18 protein-coding genes are annotated in these 17631 nt (G+C 66.2%); 7 read left to right on the top strand and 11 right to left on the bottom strand.

The annotated features are described in order from the left end of the window. Positions 1–49 precede the first annotated feature (49 nt). The 5 genes from QMZ05_RS22880 to QMZ05_RS22860 form a co-directional block, all read right to left on the bottom strand. The gene (locus QMZ05_RS22880; RefSeq protein ID WP_353702790.1) at positions 50–475 is read right to left on the bottom strand and encodes a DUF2946 family protein; all 426 of its coding nucleotides are present in this window, start codon (positions 473–475) and stop codon (positions 50–52) included. A gap of 172 nt (positions 476–647) precedes the next feature. Then, positions 648–2711: a hypothetical protein gene (locus QMZ05_RS22875; protein ID WP_353702789.1), complete on the bottom strand. Its 2064-nt coding sequence runs from the start codon at positions 2709–2711 to the stop codon at positions 648–650. A gap of 1 nt (position 2712) precedes the next feature. Continuing rightward, positions 2713–5523: a DUF4159 domain-containing protein gene (locus QMZ05_RS22870; protein ID WP_353702817.1), complete on the bottom strand. Its 2811-nt coding sequence runs from the start codon at positions 5521–5523 to the stop codon at positions 2713–2715. After that, positions 5523–6464, bottom strand: a complete 942-nt coding sequence (locus tag QMZ05_RS22865; protein WP_353702788.1) for a DUF58 domain-containing protein — start codon at positions 6462–6464, stop codon at positions 5523–5525. Before QMZ05_RS22865 ends, QMZ05_RS22870 begins: the two co-directional genes overlap by 1 nt. Then, positions 6464–7468 (bottom strand): MoxR family ATPase, encoded by a 1005-nt coding sequence (locus QMZ05_RS22860; protein WP_050421964.1) that lies wholly within the window; start codon positions 7466–7468, stop codon positions 6464–6466. Before QMZ05_RS22860 ends, QMZ05_RS22865 begins: the two co-directional genes overlap by 1 nt. A 252-nt stretch (positions 7469–7720) precedes the next feature. On the opposite strand from QMZ05_RS22860, the gene QMZ05_RS22855 reads away from it, so the two are divergent. The 4 genes from QMZ05_RS22855 to QMZ05_RS22840 are packed head-to-tail and all read left to right on the top strand — an operon-like array spanning position 7721 to position 10543. Next, positions 7721–8362 (top strand): DUF1285 domain-containing protein, encoded by a 642-nt coding sequence (locus QMZ05_RS22855; RefSeq protein WP_353702787.1) that lies wholly within the window; start codon positions 7721–7723, stop codon positions 8360–8362. Further along, positions 8359–9030 (top strand): CoA pyrophosphatase, encoded by a 672-nt coding sequence (locus QMZ05_RS22850; protein ID WP_074131613.1) that lies wholly within the window; start codon positions 8359–8361, stop codon positions 9028–9030. Before QMZ05_RS22855 ends, QMZ05_RS22850 begins: the two co-directional genes overlap by 4 nt. Beyond that, a complete protein-coding gene (locus tag QMZ05_RS22845) occupies positions 9027–9290 on the top strand; it encodes a DUF6111 family protein (RefSeq protein WP_353702786.1) in 264 nt (87 codons plus the stop codon). The genes QMZ05_RS22850 and QMZ05_RS22845 overlap by 4 nt, the downstream gene beginning before the upstream one ends. Beyond that, positions 9287–10543, top strand: coding sequence for a CCA tRNA nucleotidyltransferase (locus QMZ05_RS22840; protein ID WP_353702785.1), 1257 nt, complete (start codon positions 9287–9289; stop codon positions 10541–10543). The genes QMZ05_RS22845 and QMZ05_RS22840 overlap by 4 nt, the downstream gene beginning before the upstream one ends. Before the next feature lie 91 nt (positions 10544–10634). Here QMZ05_RS22840 and QMZ05_RS22835 read toward each other — a convergent pair whose 3' ends face one another. From QMZ05_RS22835 to QMZ05_RS22810, 6 genes are all read right to left on the bottom strand, one after another. After that, on the bottom strand, positions 10635–10913 hold the full coding sequence (locus QMZ05_RS22835; protein ID WP_353702784.1) for a DUF2158 domain-containing protein: 279 nt from the start codon (positions 10911–10913) through the stop codon (positions 10635–10637). A 104-nt stretch (positions 10914–11017) separates the two neighbouring features. Beyond that, on the bottom strand, positions 11018–11758 hold the full coding sequence (locus tag QMZ05_RS22830; RefSeq protein WP_353702783.1) for an HAD family hydrolase: 741 nt from the start codon (positions 11756–11758) through the stop codon (positions 11018–11020). Further along, a complete protein-coding gene (hemF, locus tag QMZ05_RS22825) occupies positions 11749–12645 on the bottom strand; it encodes an oxygen-dependent coproporphyrinogen oxidase (RefSeq protein ID WP_353702782.1) in 897 nt (298 codons plus the stop codon). Before hemF ends, QMZ05_RS22830 begins: the two co-directional genes overlap by 10 nt. Before the next feature lie 2 nt (positions 12646–12647). Beyond that, complete coding sequence (locus QMZ05_RS22820; protein WP_050627210.1) at positions 12648–13013, bottom strand: 6-carboxytetrahydropterin synthase; 366 nt, start codon at positions 13011–13013, stop codon at positions 12648–12650. 91 nt (positions 13014–13104) lie between these two features. Beyond that, positions 13105–13737, bottom strand: a complete 633-nt coding sequence (gene queE, locus QMZ05_RS22815; RefSeq protein ID WP_353702781.1) for a 7-carboxy-7-deazaguanine synthase — start codon at positions 13735–13737, stop codon at positions 13105–13107. A gap of 10 nt (positions 13738–13747) precedes the next feature. Beyond that, entirely contained in the window at positions 13748–14233 is a 486-nt protein-coding gene (locus QMZ05_RS22810; protein ID WP_353702780.1) for a tRNA (cytidine(34)-2'-O)-methyltransferase, read from the bottom strand. Positions 14234–14511: 278 nt separating this feature from the next. Here QMZ05_RS22810 and petA point away from each other — a divergent pair, with 278 nt between their 5' ends. From petA to QMZ05_RS22795, 3 genes are all read left to right on the top strand, one after another. Then, complete coding sequence (petA, locus tag QMZ05_RS22805) at positions 14512–15042, top strand: ubiquinol-cytochrome c reductase iron-sulfur subunit (protein WP_050421975.1); 531 nt, start codon at positions 14512–14514, stop codon at positions 15040–15042. 72 nt (positions 15043–15114) lie between these two features. Continuing rightward, the gene (locus QMZ05_RS22800) at positions 15115–17187 is read left to right on the top strand and encodes a cytochrome c1 (RefSeq protein WP_353702779.1); all 2073 of its coding nucleotides are present in this window, start codon (positions 15115–15117) and stop codon (positions 17185–17187) included. A gap of 244 nt (positions 17188–17431) precedes the next feature. Further along, positions 17432–17631: dienelactone hydrolase family protein (locus tag QMZ05_RS22795; RefSeq protein WP_353702778.1), on the top strand; the 200-nt coding region annotated here is incomplete at its 3' end.

The following is a 17631-nucleotide window of genomic DNA, read 5'->3' as shown; positions in this document are numbered from 1 at the left end:
GCAACTGTGACGCGGCCGTCCGCTCAGGGCGTGCAGCAATCAGTCGATGTCAGGACACAGGAGGTGCGCGGGAACGGAAGGCCGCAGGCGCCGACTTCAGATGGAGGAATTCGGCATTGGTGGTGCGGAACAGAAGCTCGACAGCCTCCGGCAGCAACAGCACCGGTGGCGCGGTGAACAGCATGCTGCTCGCGAGCGAGATGACGGTGCAGATCGCGCAATTGTCGGCGGGATGATGCCGGTCTTTGTCGTGCCTGGCGGGCGGCTCGGTCCCGGTCACCTGGACCGCGAGGTCAGGCGTCGCCGAGGTCCCGATATAGGCGAGATCGAGCAGCGACAGGCCGCTCTGGACAGCGGGCGCGGCTTGTGCGGCCGCGATGGGGTGGAAGTGCCCGAACGACAGCACGAACTGGACGGCGAGCGCGAACAGCGCCAGACGCGAGCCAGTCTTGATGTGTCTCCGGAACCAATTCATGCCGATTGAGCCCCACCCATCGGCACGGCGCTCATTCCCCGGCCGTCCGATGTTACATTATAACATCGGACGGCGGCCGAGATGTCAACGGTGGTTCAGACACACTGTATCGATCCGTTGCTGGTGTGGGATTGCAGCAACGGGGCCGACTGGACATTGCGCGCTATTGGTCTCAGCGTCCCTCACGCAGCCAGGTTGCCGCGAATGCGCCGAGCAGCAGCAAGAGGCCGACCAGGCCGGCGAACATCGGCAGCACGCCGACGCCCTTGACCACGCTGGCGTCGCGCATCTTGACGCCAAGCCAGCCGTCGCCGCGGAAGATCGAGGACGCGCGCACCGGCACGATGCGCGGCATGTCGAGGCTCGATCCGTCGACGATGCGCCGTGCGTCGCCGCCGGTCGCCTGCGCCAGCGGCTTCAGCATGTCGGTGGTCGAGGTGACTTCCGAGAATTCCTTCGGGTTGGTCGGGCCGACATTGATCAGCGCCTTCAGCGTGCCGTCGGTGGCCTGCCACAGGCCGAGCTCGTTCGCGGGCAGCGTGGCGTGCCACTCTCCGGCATCGCCGGCGGTCAAGGTCAGTTCATGCGTGGCGCCGCTCGGCGACGTCACGGTGACGGGCGACACGGTGTCGGCCATGGTCTGGCGCACCACCATCAGGTCCTTGCCCTGCACCTGCATGCGCAGCGCCTCTTCGTCGAGGTCGGGCTGCTTCATCAGCCAGTGCGACACCCGCCGCAACAGATCGAGATGCGGCCCGCCGCCCTCATAGCCACGCGCCCACAGCCAGATCTGGTCGGACAGCAGCAGTGCGACGCGGCCTTCGCCGAAGCGCGACAGCAGCAGCAGCGGCTTGCCGTCGGCGCCGGTCATGACAGGCGGGTTGATCGCGTTGCGGGTGTCGACGGTGCGGAAGAACCGGCTCCAATGCGGCGGCTCGGCATTCGAGCCTTCCAGCCCGCGCGTCACCGGATGGCGTTTCCCGGCATCGCTCAGATGCGCATAGAACGGCTTCTCGGTGACGCCGACCGGCTCGGCCGGCAGCACCGAATCCAGCGGCGTGCGCCAGATGCTGGTGGTCGAGGCGTAGTCGGGGCCGGCCGAGACCAGCACCGCGCCGCCGGATCGGACATAGCGCGCGATGTTGTCGAAATAGGCGATCGGCAGCACGCCCTGCCGGGCGTAGCGATCGAAGATGATCAGCTGGAATTCGTTGATCTTCTGCTGGAACAGCTCACGGGTCGGAAACGCGATCAGCGACAGCTCGTTGATCGGCGTGCCGTCCTGCTTCTCCGGCGGACGAAGAATCGTGAAGTGCACGAGATCGACGCTGGGGTCCGACTTCAACAAGTTGCGCCAGGTGCGCTCGCCGGCATGCGGCTCGCCGGACACCAGCAGCACGCGCAGCTTGTCGCGCACGCCGTCGATCGCTACCACGGCGCGGTTGTTGACCAGCGTCAGCTCGTTCTCGAGCGGCGAAGCCTCGATCTCGACGATGTTCGGACCGGCATGCTTGATGTCGATGTCGACACTGGAGGTCTGGCCCGAGGTCAGAGTGCGCTCGTTGATCACCTCGCCGTCGCGGCGGATCGTGACCTTGGCGCGCTCACCGGTGACGCCCTGGTCGTCGAGCCGGTAGGTGATGGTCTGGGTCTGGCCGACGATGCCGAAGCGCGGCGCGGCCGTGATCGCGATGCGGCGGTCGCGCTCGTCCTTGCGGCCGGTGATCAACGCGTGCACCGGCGCCTGGAAGCCGAGCGCCTGGGCGTTGCCGGGAATGTCGTGCACGCGGCCGTCGGTGATCATGAACGCGCCGGCGACGCGCTCGACCGGAACGTCCGACAGCGCCGACGTCAGCGCGCCGAACAGCTTCGTGCCGTCGGTTTCGCCGTCGGCCTGGCCGGCCTCGACGACGCGGACCTCGAGGCCCTTGATCTGCTTCAGGCTGTCGACCAGCGCTTGCCGCGCCTTGTCGGTCTCCTGGTTGCGCGTGCCGAAATTCTGGCTCGGGCTCTTGTCGACCACCACGGCTGCGACCGAGGTCAGCGGCTCGCGGTCCTCGCGAGTGAAGGACGGGTTGGCCAGCGCGAGCAGGATCAGCGCCAGCGCGGCGACACGCACCGCGGCGCCGCGCGCACGCGACAGCAGCAGCAGTGCCGCGATGACGACGATCGCGCCGAGCGCGATCCACAGCACAATCGAGGGAACCAGCGGTGTGAACGCGATACCGTAGTTCATATTATTGTCCCAGCCGCTCGATCAACGCAGGCGCGTGCACCTGGTCGGCCTTGTAGTTGCCGGTCAGCGTGTACATCACGATGTTGACGCCGGCGCGGAAGGCGAATTCGCGCTGGCGCGGCTCGCCCGGCGTCAGCGGCAGCATCGGCTGCCCGTCGGGACGGATCGCCCAGGCGCCGGCAAGATCGTTGGACGTGATGATGATCGGCGAGACGCCGTCACCGCCGCGCGCCGGGCGCTGCGCAGCCTCCTCGTCGTCTTCGCGCGGCAGCGCCTCGACCCAGGTCTGGCCGGAGCTGAAGCGGCCGGGGAAGTCGCGCAGCAGATAGAACGTCTTGGTCAGCACGTGCTCGCGCGGCACCGGCTCGAGCTCGGGCACGTCGAGGGTCGACAGCAATTCGCGCAGCGTCTGCATGCCTGGCGTCTGCGACGCGCCGTTGTCGCCCGGCGGCGCCTCGACGGCGTCGCGGGTGTCGAACAGCACGGTGCCGCCCTGCTTCATGTAGGCGTCGATCTTGTTGATGGCGTCCTGCGGCGGCTTCGGCGCGCCCGGCACGATCGGCCAGTAGATCAGCGGGAAGAACGCCAGCTCGTCGCGCGCGGGATCGATGCCGACGGGATCGCCGGCCTCCAGCGCGGTGCGCTGGCCGAGGAACAGCGTCAGTCCGGACATCCCGGCCTTGACGATGGAATCGACGTCGGCATTGCCGGTCACGACATAGGCGAGCCGCGTCTGCGACACCGACTTGATGGCGAAGTCGTCGCTGCTGGCGTTCTGGGCGCGCGTCGGCGAGGGCACCATCGTCGTCGCAAGGATGAAAGCCAACACAAGCACCGCGGGTGCGGCGCGCCGCCGGATCAGCGCGGCGAGGCCGCCGCCGAGCATCGCCACCACGATGGCGTCGAGCAGGAACAGCGCCAGCGCCGTCGACAGCATGATGCCGCGCAGGTCCCGCGGCTCGGCGTTGGTGTAGGTCGCACGCTTGGCGCGCAGGCCGGAGGTATCGAGCGGCGCGATCCGGTCGGCGGAGGCCAGCGTGTTGACTGCGATCGGGCTCTCGGCGGTGCCGTAGAAGCCGGGCGGATGGTCTGCGGTGCCGCGGTCGCGATAGTCCGCCGACATCGGCTTGGCGGTCGAGGGCGGCGGACCGAAGGCGCCGAAGCCATCGAGCGTGCGCAGCGGCGCCACCGTCTCTGCATTGGGATCGCTGGCGACGCCCGGGCCGGGCTTCGAGGTGTAGCCCGACATGTCGATCAGCCGGCGCAGCATCTCGACGAAGGTGCCGGACATCGGCAGGTCCGACCAGCGCATGTCGGCACCGACATGGAACAGGCTGACCACGCCCTTGCCGCGATGCTCGCCGGTGACGAGCGGCGTGCCGTCCTCCAGCGAGGCCCAGCTCTTGGTCGCGAGCACGGCATCGGGCTCGGCCAGCACCTGGCGGCTCACGGTGATATCCTTCGGCACGGTAAGGCCGGCGAACGGACCATCGGCAGCGAACGAGGCCATGTGTTGCGGCTTCTCCCAGGTCAGGCTGCCGCCGAGCGTGCGTCCGCCGCGGCGCAGCTTGACGGGAACGAGGTCGTCATCGGCCTGCGCGAGGCGAGGACCGGCGAAGCGCACCAGCACGCCGCCTTGCTCGATCCAGGCGTTGAGCCGGTCGCGGATCTCCGGCGACAGCGTGCCGACATCAGCCATCACGATCATCGGCAGCCGCTGATCGAGGAATTGCCCGATCACCTGCTGCGGCGCGCCGCGATCGCCGAGCCTGACATCGGCGAATGGCGACAGCGCGCGGGAGAGATAGAAGGTCGAGGCCAGCAGCGGCTGTGCGGTGTCGTTGCTCGCACCGGAGACCACGCCGATGGCGCGGCGGCGCCAGCGCCGGTCGAGCAGCTGCACGGCGCCGGCGGAATGCTCGCCGGCGATTTCGAGCCGGGCGATGTCGTTGCGCAGTTCGACCGGAAGATCGAAGGCGGCTTCGGTCTCACGGTCCTGCGGGCCGAATGTGAAGCGGGCCTCGCCGATCGGCGAGCCCTTGGCGTCGACCGCGCGCACGGTCCCAGCCGCAATGCCGCTCTCGGTGCGGAGCACCTTCACCGTCATCTTGGCGGCGGCGTTCTCGGCCGCGACCAGCGCCTGCGCAGATTGCGCGCCGCCGGCATAGATCGTCAGATTGCGGCTCTCGATCACCTTGCCGAGACCTTCGGTGAACTCGCTGCCGCGGCCGGTGTCGACGCCGTCGGACAGCCAGGCGATTTCGCAGTCGCCGGTCGACTTGAGGAAACGCTCAAGCGTCGCGAGGGTTTCAACGCGATCGATCGAGTAGGGCTTTGGCGCAAGCTGGCGCAACGCGACGCGCGCGGCGCCGGCCGGCATCAGCGTGATGTCGCGCGTCGGGTCGGACAGCGGCACCAGCGCGACGCCGCGGCGGTCGCTGTCGGCATTGGTGACCAATTCGTCGGCGGCCTTGATCCGCGCATCCCAGCTCGATGCCGAACTCCAGCCGTCGTCGAGCAGAATCACCAGCGGCTGCTTGCCCGCGGCAACGCCGGTCTGCGGATTCCAGATCGGGCCGGCGGCGGCGAGGATGACCAGCGCGGCGGCGGCGAGCCGCAGCAGCGTCAGCCACCACGGCGTGCGCGACGGCGTCTCCTCCTTGGGCGCGATGTCGAACAATAGCCGCGTCGGCGGGAATTCGATCCGGCGCGGCCGCGGCGGCATCACGCGCAGCAACCACCACAGCACCGGCAGGCTGACCAGCCCCAGCAGCAGCAGCGGTTCGGCGAAGGAGAGGGGGAGGCCTGCGATCATGCGCTGCGTCCCACCTTGACGGTTGAGCGGCCGCCGCCCTTGCTCACCATCATGCCGGCGTGCAGGAACAACAGCAGCTCGGCCGCGGAGCGGCTGGTGGTGTGGGTCGAGAACAGCCAGTCGAGCCGGTTGGTCTCGGCCCGGATCTGCTCGCGATGCAGCGCGACGCGCGCGACATAGTCGCTCGCCCAGCTCTCGGCGCGGCCCGCGGTGATGACGCTGCCGGCCTCGGGCTCGACGAATTCGACGCGGCCGGAATAGGGGAAGGTCTCTTCAGCGGGATCGACCACCTGGATCATGGTGCCGTGCGCGCCCGAGGAGGAAAGCCCGCCCAGCATCGCCGTGATCTCGGCCAATGACGACCAGAAATCCGACAGCACGACGACTTCGGCCAGCGACGACGGCACGAAGGACGGCGGCAGGCTCGCGCGCGTCGTCTCGTCGTGCAAGATCGCTTCGGCCATCTTGTCGATCACGTTGAGGCTGGCGGTCGGGTTCATCAGGCCGGGAATGCCGACGCGTTCGCCGCCCGCAACGAGCAACTCGGCGAGCGCGAAGGCGACGATCAGTCCCCGCTCCAGCTTGCTGTCGCGCACATCGCGCGATGCGAAAGCCATCGACGGCGACCGGTCGGGCCAGATCCACACGGTGTGCGCGGCCTCCCACTCCTGCTCGCGCACATAGAGATGGTCGTCGCGTGCCGAGCGGCGCCAGTCGACGCGCTGCGACGGCTCGCCGGAGACGAAGCGGCGGTACTGCCAGAAATTCTCGCCCGAGCCGGCGCGGCGGCGGCCGTGCAGGCCATGGATGACGTTGGCGGCAACACGGCGAGCCTCAAGCACCAGGCGCGGCAGCGACGCGGCGAGCGTTCGGCTTTCGCCATCTGCACGTCGGACCGCCAGGATCTCCTCGTTCTGGTGCCTGTTGTCTGCTGCCATCAACCGATCCGCGTCTTCAACTGCTTGATCACGTCGGGAATGGTGCGGCCCTCGGCGCGCGCCGAGAAGGTCAGCGCCATGCGGTGCTTGAGCACGGGCTCGGCGAGATCGAGCACGTCGTCGATCGACGGCGCGAGCCTGCCGTCAAGCAGCGCGCGGGCGCGCACCGCGAGCATCAAGGCCTGGCTGGCGCGGGGACCGGGTCCCCACGCGATCAGCTTGCCGGCCTCGCCGCCCTCGGTGCCGGGGCGCGCGGCGCGCACCAGCGTCAGGATCGCCTCGACCACGGAATCGCCGACCGGCAGGCGCCGCACCAGGCGTTGTGCCGTGAGCAGGGTCTCCGCGTCCATCGATGGCTTGGCATGCGCCTCTTCGGCGCCGGTGGTTTCGAACAGGATGCGGCGCTCGGCGTCGCGATCGGGATAGTCGACGTCGATTTCCATCAGGAAGCGGTCGAGCTGGGCCTCGGGCAGCGGATAGGTACCTTCCTGCTCAAGCGGGTTCTGCGTCGCGAGCACGTGGAACGGCTTCGGCAGATCGTGCCGCGCGCCGGCAATGGTGATGTGCTGCTCCTGCATGGCTTGCAGCAGCGCCGACTGGGTGCGCGGGCTGGCGCGGTTGATCTCGTCGGCCATCAAGAGCTGCGCGAACACCGGACCGGAGATGAAGCGGAACGAACGCTTGCCGGCCGAACTCTCGTCGAGCACTTCGGCGCCGAGGATGTCGGACGGCATCAGGTCAGGCGTGAACTGGATGCGCTTGGCGTCGAGCCCGAGCGTGACGCCAAGCGTCTCGACCAGCTTGGTCTTGGCGAGGCCGGGGACGCCGATCAGGAGCGCGTGGCCGCCGGACAGGATCGTCACCAGCGTGTTTTCGATCACCTGGTCCTGGCCGAAGATGACCGTGGACACCGCTTCCTTGGCGGCCTTGATCTGGCCCGCGACCTGCTCGGCCGAACGGACGATCACATCCTCCAGTTTCTCGACGCTGTCTGCACCAGCCATTCGATCCGCTCCTTCTCGGCGATGCGCGCATTTCCGCGCCGGCATCTGTCGTCATCTCTAGGTCGTCATCGCATGGCCCGCATGCTAAACCTATGCGAAGGCCATGTATTCGTTGAATTAAACTATCCCCACCTTATCGGTATTTCAGGGTATGAACGGCATCACGATGTGGCGAGAATGACATCCCGACCACATCTCACGATATGTGCACCAAACGTGCCAGATTGAAGGTCGGAAACTTCAGGGCAAACAATGGCGAAGCAAGGGCAGAGCGATTCCGGCAGGGAAACTAGGGGTCTCGGAGGCAAGGGCCTCGAGGGCCTCACCGCTGCCGCCAATCAGGCTGCGACATCGGGTTCGGCCAAACGCAAGGGCCTGCCGCCGGTTCACCTGTGGAATCCGCCGTTCTGCGGCGATCTCGACATGCGAATCGCGCCAGACGGCACCTGGTTCTACATGGGAACGCCGATCGGACGCCCGGCGCTGGTGCGGCTGTTCTCCACGATCCTGAAACGCGAGGACGGCAAGCACTTTCTCGTGACACCGGTCGAGAAGGTCGGCATCCGCGTCGACGACGCACCGTTCCTCGCCGTGGAAATGCAGACCGAGGAAGACGCGCGCGGCCGGTTGCTCAGGTTCCGCACCAACGTCGATGACTGGGTCGATTGCGAGAAGGGCCACGGCCTCAGATTCGAAGCCGCCGAGGATGGCGGATTGACGCCCTATCTGCATGTTCGCGCCGACCTGTGGGCGAAGGTCACCCGCGCGCTCTACTACGATCTGGTTGACATGGGCGAGGAGCGGATGGTCGATGGTCAGGAGATGTTCGGCATCGAGTCCGGCGGCGAGTTTTTCGCGATGGCCGATGCCAGTCAGGTGAGGGGCGCACTTTGAACGAGCCGTTGCTGAAGGTGAAGCCGGCGACGATCAGCTCGACGGAATTCTTCGCGCGGGCCCGCACGCGGCTCACTTTCGAAGTGCCGCCGGGCCTGGTCGATCCGCATATCATTCCGCGCACCGGAGATTCCGGCAACGACCGCATGCTCGAGATCGTTGCCCAGGAGCAGCCGGTGCGGCCGGCCGCGGTGCTGATCCCGGTGGTCGATCATCCCGAGCCGACCGTGCTGCTGACGCAGCGTTCGCCCAATCTGTCGAGCCACGCCGGCCAGATTTCGTTTCCCGGCGGCAAGATCGACGCCACCGATGCCTCGCCGCTCGATGCCGCGCTGCGCGAAGCCTGTGAAGAAGTCGGCTTGAGGCGGGAATTCATCGACCCTGTCGGCTATCTCGACCTCTATGGCACCGCGTTCGGCTTCCGCATCCTGCCGACGGTCGCCAAGGTGAAGCCGGGATTTACCCTTGAGATCAACGAGGCCGAAGTCGTCGATGCGTTCGAAGTGCCGCTCGCGTTCCTGATGAACCCCGAGAATCATCAGATCCACACCAAGGAATTCCGCGGCATGGACCGCTCCTACTATGCGATGCCGTTCGCCGAGCGTTACATCTGGGGCGCGACCGCGGGCATCCTGCGCGTGCTGTTTGAGCGGATCTATCTGTCATGATCCGCACGGTGTTGACCGAGATCGGAATCTTCCTGATCCCTTTCGCGGTCTATGCCATCTTCCTCATCGCGACGCGGTCCGGCGTGACGCTGCCGGCGTCCTGGCCGCTCGACATGATCATGAAGCTGACGCTGGCGGCGCTGGTGATGGTCATCGTGAGCTTCGTACTGCTCGCCGAACTGACCGGCGCGCCGCCGAACTCGACCTACGTTCCCGCTCACATCGAGAATGGCAGGCTGGTGCCGGGGGCTGAGAAATGAGCGAGGTGCGCCTGCTGTCCGACGCGCCATGGCTCGCTTCCGGGCCCGCGGCGCGCGTGCTCGGCCTGCTCAATGCCGACGGCGAGGAAGCGCGGGTGATCGGAGGCGCCGTGCGCAACGCGCTGATGCGGATTCCGCTCGCCGACATCGATATCGCCACCACGGCGCTGCCGGAGGAGGTGATCCGCCGCGCCAAGCGGGCTGCCATCAAGAGCGTGCCGACCGGCATCGAGCACGGCACAGTGACCCTGGTCGTCGACGGCCAGCCCTTCGAGGTGACGACGCTGCGCGAAGACACCGAGACCTATGGCCGCAAGGCCAAGGTGGCGTTCGGGCGCGACTGGGTGCGCGACGCCGAGCGGCGCGACTTCACCATCAACGGCCTCTCGGTCGATGCCTCGGGCGTCGTGCATGATCACGTCGGCGGTCTTGCCGATATCGAGGCGCGGCGCGTGCGCTTCATCGGCGATCCCGCGCAGCGGATCGCCGAGGATTATTTGCGCATCCTGCGCTTCTTCCGCTTCCACGCCGCCTATGGCGCCGGCGAGGTAGATCGCGCCGGCTATCTCGCCTGCGTCAGCGGGCGCGGCGGACTTGCCGGCCTCTCTGCCGAGCGCATCCGCATGGAGATGCTCAAGCTCGTGGTGGCGAACGGCGCCGCCGGCGCGATGGTCGCGATGGGCGATGGCGGGTTGCTGCAGCCGCTGTTCGGCGGCGTCGCCTATACCGGGCCGTTCGCGGCGATGATCGAGATCGAGAGGCTGATGGGGCTCGCACCGAGTGCGATGCGCAGGCTCGCCGCGCTCACGGTTGCCGTGACCGAGGACGCGCGGCGCATCGCAAGCCGGCTGCGGCTCTCCAACGCCGAGGCCAAGTCGCTGGACTCGATGGGCCATCGCTGGTGGCGTTTGCCCGGCATGGACGAGGCGCATGCCAAGCGCCGGCTCTACCGGCTCGACGAGGAGCCGTATCGCGACCGGCTGCTGCTGGCCTGGGCGCGAACCGGCGCAGACCGCGACGTCGATCAATGGCGCGCACTCGCCACGCTGCCGCAACGCTGGCGCGCGCCGCATTTCCCGTTGCGGGCGTCGGATTTCATCGCGCGCGGGATCGCCGAGGGGCCGGCGCTGGGGCATGTCCTGACGCTTGCCGAGGATGCCTGGCTTGCCGCGGATTTTCCGCTCGATCCGCAGGTGCTGTCCGGCATCGCCGACCAGACCGTTTCCCGTTTCACCCGCGATCACCGGCTCTGATTCTCGTACCGCCGAGTTCATCGGCGGCACGGTGACGAACGTCGTACGGAGACGATGCCGCACGCGCGGGGCGGCATCGGATCAACGGATCTTACGCAGCCTTGCGCTTCTTCTTGCGGTCGCCGTCGTCGTCCTCGTCTTCGTCGTCCTCTTCTTCCTCGTCGTCATCTTCGTCTTCGTCGTCTTCCTCTTCGTCGTCCTCGGGATCGAGCTCGGTCGATTCGAGTGCGACGAGCGGCAGGGTTTCGCGAAACAGATCGCCGTCCGTGCCCATCCACAGACACTCGACCTTGTCCTCGTCGACTTCCACCACCGTGATCGGATGGCCGCCGGATTTCAGCATGACGACATCGCCTGGTTTCAGTTCCATGATATTCCCTCCGCGCTGGATGACGCGGACGGCAAGCTAGCGACCGGTGATGACAGTCAAATCACGGCCGGCGTCAGCTTCGATGGAATTGACGTGGAAAACGGCTATTCGTGTCTGGCAGGAACCAGCTCGGTCAGCGAGCGGATGATGCGGTCGGGCTTGATCGTCGATCCCACCGGCAGCCCGGCACCGTGCACATCCATCCAGATCGCGTAGATGCCGAGCCGCTGCGGCGCCACGACCTCCCACTCCAGATTGTCGCCGATCATCCAGGTGTCGGATGCAGTGACGCCGAGCGCTTCCATTGCGTGCAGATAGGCGCGCTCCTCGGGCTTGCCGAAACCATGCTCGCCCTCGATCTGGATGTGATCGAAGCGATGGCCGAGCGCGAAGCGTTCAACCTTGGCGCGCTGCATGTCGGCGGCGCCGTTGGTGACCAGCGCAAGCTTGATGCCGAGCGCCTTGAACGCATCGATCGCTTCATGCGCGCCGGGGAAGACGAACATCTCCTCCTCGCGATAGGCGGTGAAGCGATCGGCGATGCGGTCCGCGAGATCGTCGGGGAGCGCGCGGTGACCGGCCGCCGCAAGCTGAGCGAAGCCGCCCTTCACGGTGAGCCGGCGCGCCTCGCCGAGCTTGATCCGCCAGATCGGCTCAGCCGTCGACCAGAATTGCCGCGCATAGGCCAATAGCGCGGTCGCGACCTCGTCGGGGGGCAGGGGCGCCAGCTCCGCGGCGAATTCGGCGGTGATCGTGTTCCAGGCGATCTCGGGGCGTCCATAGGCCGACAGGATGGTGTCATCCATATCGATCAGCATCGCGCGCGGCAGGTTCATTACGGCCATTTCACCTCCGGCGGCAGCGACGACAGGATCGAATCGACATTGCCGCCGGTCTTCAGGCCGAAGATGGTGCCGCGATCATAGAGCAGGTTGAATTCGACATAGCGTCCGCGACGGACCAGCTGCTCGTCACGATCCTCCGCGCTCCAGTCGGCCGCGAAATTGCGCCGCACCAGCTCGGGATAGATCTTGAGGAAGCTGCGCCCGACGTCCTGGGTGAAGGCGAGATCGGCCTCCCAGTCGCCGCTGTCATGCCAGTCATAGAAGATGCCGCCGACGCCGCGGGCTTCCTTGCGGTGTGGCAGATAGAAATAGTCGTCGCACCATTTCTTGTACTTGTCGTAGTCGGCGACGCCGTTCGGTCCGGTGCAGGCCGCTTTCATTGCGGCATGGAAGGCGACCGTATCGGGGTCTTCCTGGGTACGCCTCCGGTTCAGCACCGGCGTCAGATCCGCGCCGCCGCCGAACCACGCCTTGGTCGTGACGACGAAGCGGGTGTTCATGTGCACGGCGGGCACGTTCGGATTGCGCAAATGCGCGATCAGCGAAATGCCCGAGGCCCAAAATCGTGGATCGTCGGCGGCGCCGGGAATCTGCGCGCGGAATTCCGGAGCGAACTCGCCATGCACGGTCGAGCAGTGCACGCCGACCTTCTCGAACAGCCGGCCCTTCATGATCGACATCACGCCGCCGCCGCCGGGTTTGCCGGTATGGTCGGTGCGGTCCCAGGGGGTGCGCACGAACCGGCCGGCATTGCCGGGATAGAGCGCGGGCGAGGCGTCGTCCTCGAGCCGCTCGAACGCCGCGCAGATGTCGTTGCGCAGTGCCTCGAACCAGCCGCGCGCACGCGCCTTGCGGTCCTCGATGATGGCGGGGTCTGTTGGCAGCATGACTAACCTTGCGGGCCGAAATAGGTGCAGCTCTCGTTGCAGCTGTCGCGATGGACGCTGACGCGGGTCAGCTTGCCGGCGTGCTGCAACCGCTCCCAGATGAAGCGCGAGAGATTCTCCAGCGTCGGCACCCCGATCGCCTCGATCTTGTTGAGGAACTTGTGGTCGAGCGTCTTCTGCACCTCGGCCATGGCGCGCTCGAGCAGGCCGAGATCGACCACCATCCCGGTCTTCGGGTCGGGCGTGCCGCGGACGGTCACCTCGGCGCGAAAGGAGTGACCGTGAATCTCCTCGCTGGCGGCGCCAAAGGTCGTTCCGGACAGCGCATGCGCAGCCTCGAACCGAAACGCTTTCGTCAATTCCCACATCTCGTTCAACAATCCAGTTCTGTCTTGTCTCTAGTTTGGTCGCGTTTTCTTGACGCGAACCGGTACCCACTTCGCTCGAAAACGCTCCGGTTCATCTGATCCCGAGCGTCTTGTGCGTCTGCACGCTGAGGCGCCATTGCGGGTGCTTCAGGCAATAGGCGATCGCCCGCTCGGTATTCTCGATCACGTCGGGGCCGTCCATCGGTTGCAGCGAGAAGCGCTCGAAGGCGAGTCCGGCAAAGTCCTCCGGTGCATTCTCCGGCTGCGGATAGACCAGCTTGAGCTCGTGCCCCCTGCGCACCACGAGCTCGGAGGCGGCCTTGGGGCTGACGCAGATCCAGTCGAGGCCGTCGGGCGGGGCAATGGTGCCGTTGGTCTCGATCGCGATCGCAAAGCCGTGGTCGTGCAGGGCCTCTATCAGGGCGGTATCAACCTGCAGCAGCGGCTCGCCGCCGGTCAGCACCACATAGCGGTCGGCCTCGCCCCCGGTCCATTGTGCGGCAATGGTGCCGGCGAGCTCGGTTGCGTCGGCATAGCGGCCACCGAGCGTGCCGTCGGTGCCGACGAAATCGGTGTCGCAGAACCGGCAGACGGCGCCAGCACGGTCCTGCTCGCGGCCGCTCCAGAGGTTGCAGCCGGCGAAGCGGCAGAACACGGAGGCCCGGCCCGCATGGGCGCCTTCGCCCTGCAGGGTAAGAAAGATCTCCTTGACCGCGTAGCTCACCAAAAATCCCTTAAGTTGCCGGACCGGCAATTCCTGAGCCGGCAAGTTCTGAACCTGTTTGCCGCAGCGCTTCACCGACCGCCATGGCCGCCGTGACAGCCACATTGAGCGAGCGCATGGTCGGCCTGATCGGAATCACCAGCCGCGCATCGGACGCGGCCACCACCGCGTCGGTCACCCCTGCCGTTTCGCGCCCGAACAGCAGCACATCGGAGGCGGTATACTCGAAATCAAGGTAGGATTTCGCGGCCCTGGTCGTGAACAGGACCAGCCGGCAGGAGGCCTCGGCCCGCCAATCCTCGAATTTCGCCCATGAGTCGTGACGCTTCAACCGCACATGGTCGAGATAGTCCATACCCGCCCTGCGGAAATTCCGGTCCGAGGTGTCGAATCCCGCCGGTTCGATGATATGGGCTGCCACGTCCAGGCAGGCGCAGAGGCGCAGAATCGTCCCTGTATTCTGGGGAATGTCGGGCTGGAACAGCGCGATCTGCATGGTGCTGGTGACCTGTGAAATCCGGATGAAATTGTCTCAATAAAACATCGCTCGGCGCGGATTTCGTGCATTGCACGTGTGCGAGCCGATAGCGGGCTTGCGCTCGTCCGGCAAGGGTGCCAATAGAACGATTCTGGACTGCTGTTCCGCCATTTGGGGTGGGGAATAGCGGTTTTCTGCCGCCGCGGGGGCCGCGGGCGCCGGCAGCCTTTCTTGGGGCGCATCCCAGCGCCTCTGGGGCGGTTCCACCGGCTGCAGAAAAGAAAGGGCTAGGAATCGTGACGACAGCGTCTTCGGCGGACCATCCGACACGCCGTGATTTTCTCTTTGTTGCAACCGGAGCTGCCGCCGCGGTCGGCGCAGCCGCCACCGTCTGGCCGCTGGTTGCCCAGATGAACCCGGATGCCGCGACGATCGCGGCCGGCGCGCCGATCCAGGTCGATCTGACGCCGATCGCCGAGGGCCAGGACATCAAGGTCTTCTGGCGCGGCAAGCCGATCTACATCAGCCATCGCACCAAGAAGCAGATCGAGGAGGCCCAGAAGGTGCCGCTCTCGAGCCTGCCCGATCCGCAGCCCGACTCGGCCCGCGTCAAGTCCGGCCATGACCAGTGGCTGGTCGTGATCGGCATCTGTACCCATCTCGGTTGTATCCCGATCGCCCATGAGGGCAATTACGACGGCTTCTTCTGCCCCTGCCACGGCTCGCAGTACGACTCCTCCGGTCGTATCCGCCAGGGGCCGGCGCCCGCCAACCTGGCAGTGCCGCCCTACGCCTTCCTTTCCGACACCAAAATCCAGATCGGCTAAGTCCCGGACCCTCCGGGACTTCGGCTTCCCCTTGGACCCATCGCGTCGTTTTTCTTCTTCAGGATCGCATCAATGAGCGGACCATCTGATTTCCAACCGAGCAACCCCGCCTTGAAGTGGATCGAACGGCGCCTTCCGATCTTCGGCCTGATCCACTCCTCCTTCGTGGCCTATCCGACGCCGCGCAACCTGAACTACTGGTGGACCTTCGGCGCCATCCTTTCGATGATGCTGGCGCTGCAGATCCTGACCGGCGTGATCCTGGCGATGCACTACACGCCGCACGCCGACCTCGCCTTCAAGTCGGTCGAGTTGATCGTCCGCGACGTCAACTACGGCTGGCTGCTGCGCAATATGCACGCCGCCGGCGCGTCGATGTTCTTCTTCGCGGTCTACATCCACATGTTCCGCGGTCTCTATTACGGGTCGTACAAGGAGCCGCGCGAGGTGCTGTGGATCCTCGGCGTCATCATCTACCTGCTGATGATGGCGACCGGCTTCATGGGCTACGTGCTGCCGTGGGGCCAGATGAGCTTCTGGGGCGCCACCGTCATCACCAATCTGTTCTCGGCCGTGCCGTATTTCGGCGAGAGCATCGTGACCCTGCTGTGGGGCGGCTATTCGGTCGGCAACCCGACGCTGAACCGCTTCTTCTCGCTGCACTACCTGCTGCCGTTCGTGATCGCCGGCGTGGTCGTGCTGCACATCTGGGCGCTGCACGTCGCGGGCCAGAACAACCCGGCCGGCGTCGAAGCCAAGACCGAGAAGGACACCGTTCCGTTCACGCCCTATGCGACCATCAAGGACGCGTTCGGTGTGTCGTGCTTCCTGATCTTCTTCGCCTGGTTCATCTTCTACATGCCGAACTATCTCGGCGACGCCGACAACTACATCCCGGCTAACCCCGGCGTGACCCCGGCGCACATCGTGCCTGAATGGTATTACCTGCCGTTCTACGCGATCCTGCGTTCGATCCCGAACAAGCTCGCCGGCGTCGTGGCGATGTTCTCGGCGATCATCATCCTGTGCTTCCTGCCTTGGCTCGACAGCGCACGGACCCGTTCGTCGAAGTATCGTCCGCTGGCCAAGCAGTTCTTCTGGATATTCGTGGTGGTCTGCATCGGGCTCGGCTACCTCGGCTCGCAGCCGCCGGAAGGCATCTATGTGATCGCCGGCCGCATCCTGACGGTCTGCTACTTCGCCTACTTCCTGATCGTGCTGCCGCTGCTCGCCCGCATCGAGACGCCGCGCCAGGTGCCGAACTCGATCGCCGACGACGTGCTGGCGAAGAGCAAGGGCAGGGCCGCAACCGTAGCTTCCATGGTGCTCGCGCTGGTGGTGGCCGGCGGCCTGTTCGCCGGCAGCACCCAGAACGCCAAGGCCGAGGAAGGTGGCACGATGCCGCCGGCCCAGAGCTGGTCGTTCTCCGGTCCGTTCGGCAAGTATGACCGCGGCTCGCTGCAGCGTGGTCTGAAGGTCTACAAGGAAGTCTGCTCGGCCTGTCACGGCCTGTCCTACATCGCGTTCCGCAACCTCGCCGATGCCGGCGGCCCCGGCTATTCCGAGGCACAGGCGGCCGCGTTCGCGTCAGAGTACAAGATCAAGGACGGCCCCAACGACCAGGGTGAGATGTTCGAACGTCCGGGCCGCCCGGCGGATTACTTCCCATCGCCGTTCCCGAACGAGCAGGCCGCGCGCGCGGCCAATGGCGGCGCGGCGCCGCCGGACCTCTCGCTGATCACCAAGGCGCGGTCCTACAAGCGTGGCTTCCCGCAATTCGTGATCGACTTCTTCAGCCAGTACCAGGAGCAGGGCCCCGACTACGTCGACGCCATCCTGCAGGGCTTCGAGGACAAGGTTCCGGCCGGCGTCACGATCCCGGAAGGCTCGTACTACAACAAGTACTTCCCCGGCCACGCCATCAAGATGCCGAAGCCGCTGTCCGACGGTCAGGTGACCTTCGACGACGGCTCGCCGGCGACGGTCAAGCAGTACGCGCATGACGTCACCACCTTCCTGATGTGGGCCGCCGAGCCGCACATGGAAGAGCGCAAGCGGATCGGCATGCAGGTGTTCTTCTTCCTGGTGATCTTCGCCATCCTGATGTACTTCACCAAGCGCAAGGTCTGGGCCGACGCCCACTGACCTCGGCTATCGCGAATTTGAAAAAGCCCCTTCGGGGGCTTTTTTGTTTGGCTCACGTCATTGCGAGCCACCGGGTCGCGCGAACGCGCGCCCGATGACAGGCTCCACGAAGCAATCCACCTATCCGCTTGCGGGGATCTGGATTGCTTCGCTGCGCTCGCAATGACGGCGAATGGATTTGCGTCCGCCACCGAGTACGGACAAGATGCCGGCCAATCAGCCGGCAAACATTGCGGAGGAACTCATGGGTACCAGCATCAGCTTCAAGCGTCCGGACGGCAAGGAAGCGTCGGGCTATCTCGCCAACGCCGCCCGCGGCAACGCGCCCGGGGTCGTCGTGATCCAGGAATGGTGGGGCCTGCAGGACCAGATCAAGGGCATGTGCGATCGCTTCGCGCGGGCCGGGTTCGATGCGCTGGCGCCCGATCTCTACAAGGGCAAGGT

Origin of the sequence: Bradyrhizobium sp. INPA03-11B (assembly GCF_040446015.1) — a bacterium.
In the GTDB taxonomy this organism is placed as follows: Bacteria; Pseudomonadota; Alphaproteobacteria; order Rhizobiales; family Xanthobacteraceae; genus Bradyrhizobium; species Bradyrhizobium macuxiense_A.
Note: the sequence above shows the minus strand (reverse complement) of the source record. Positions and strands in the feature narration are given on the sequence as shown.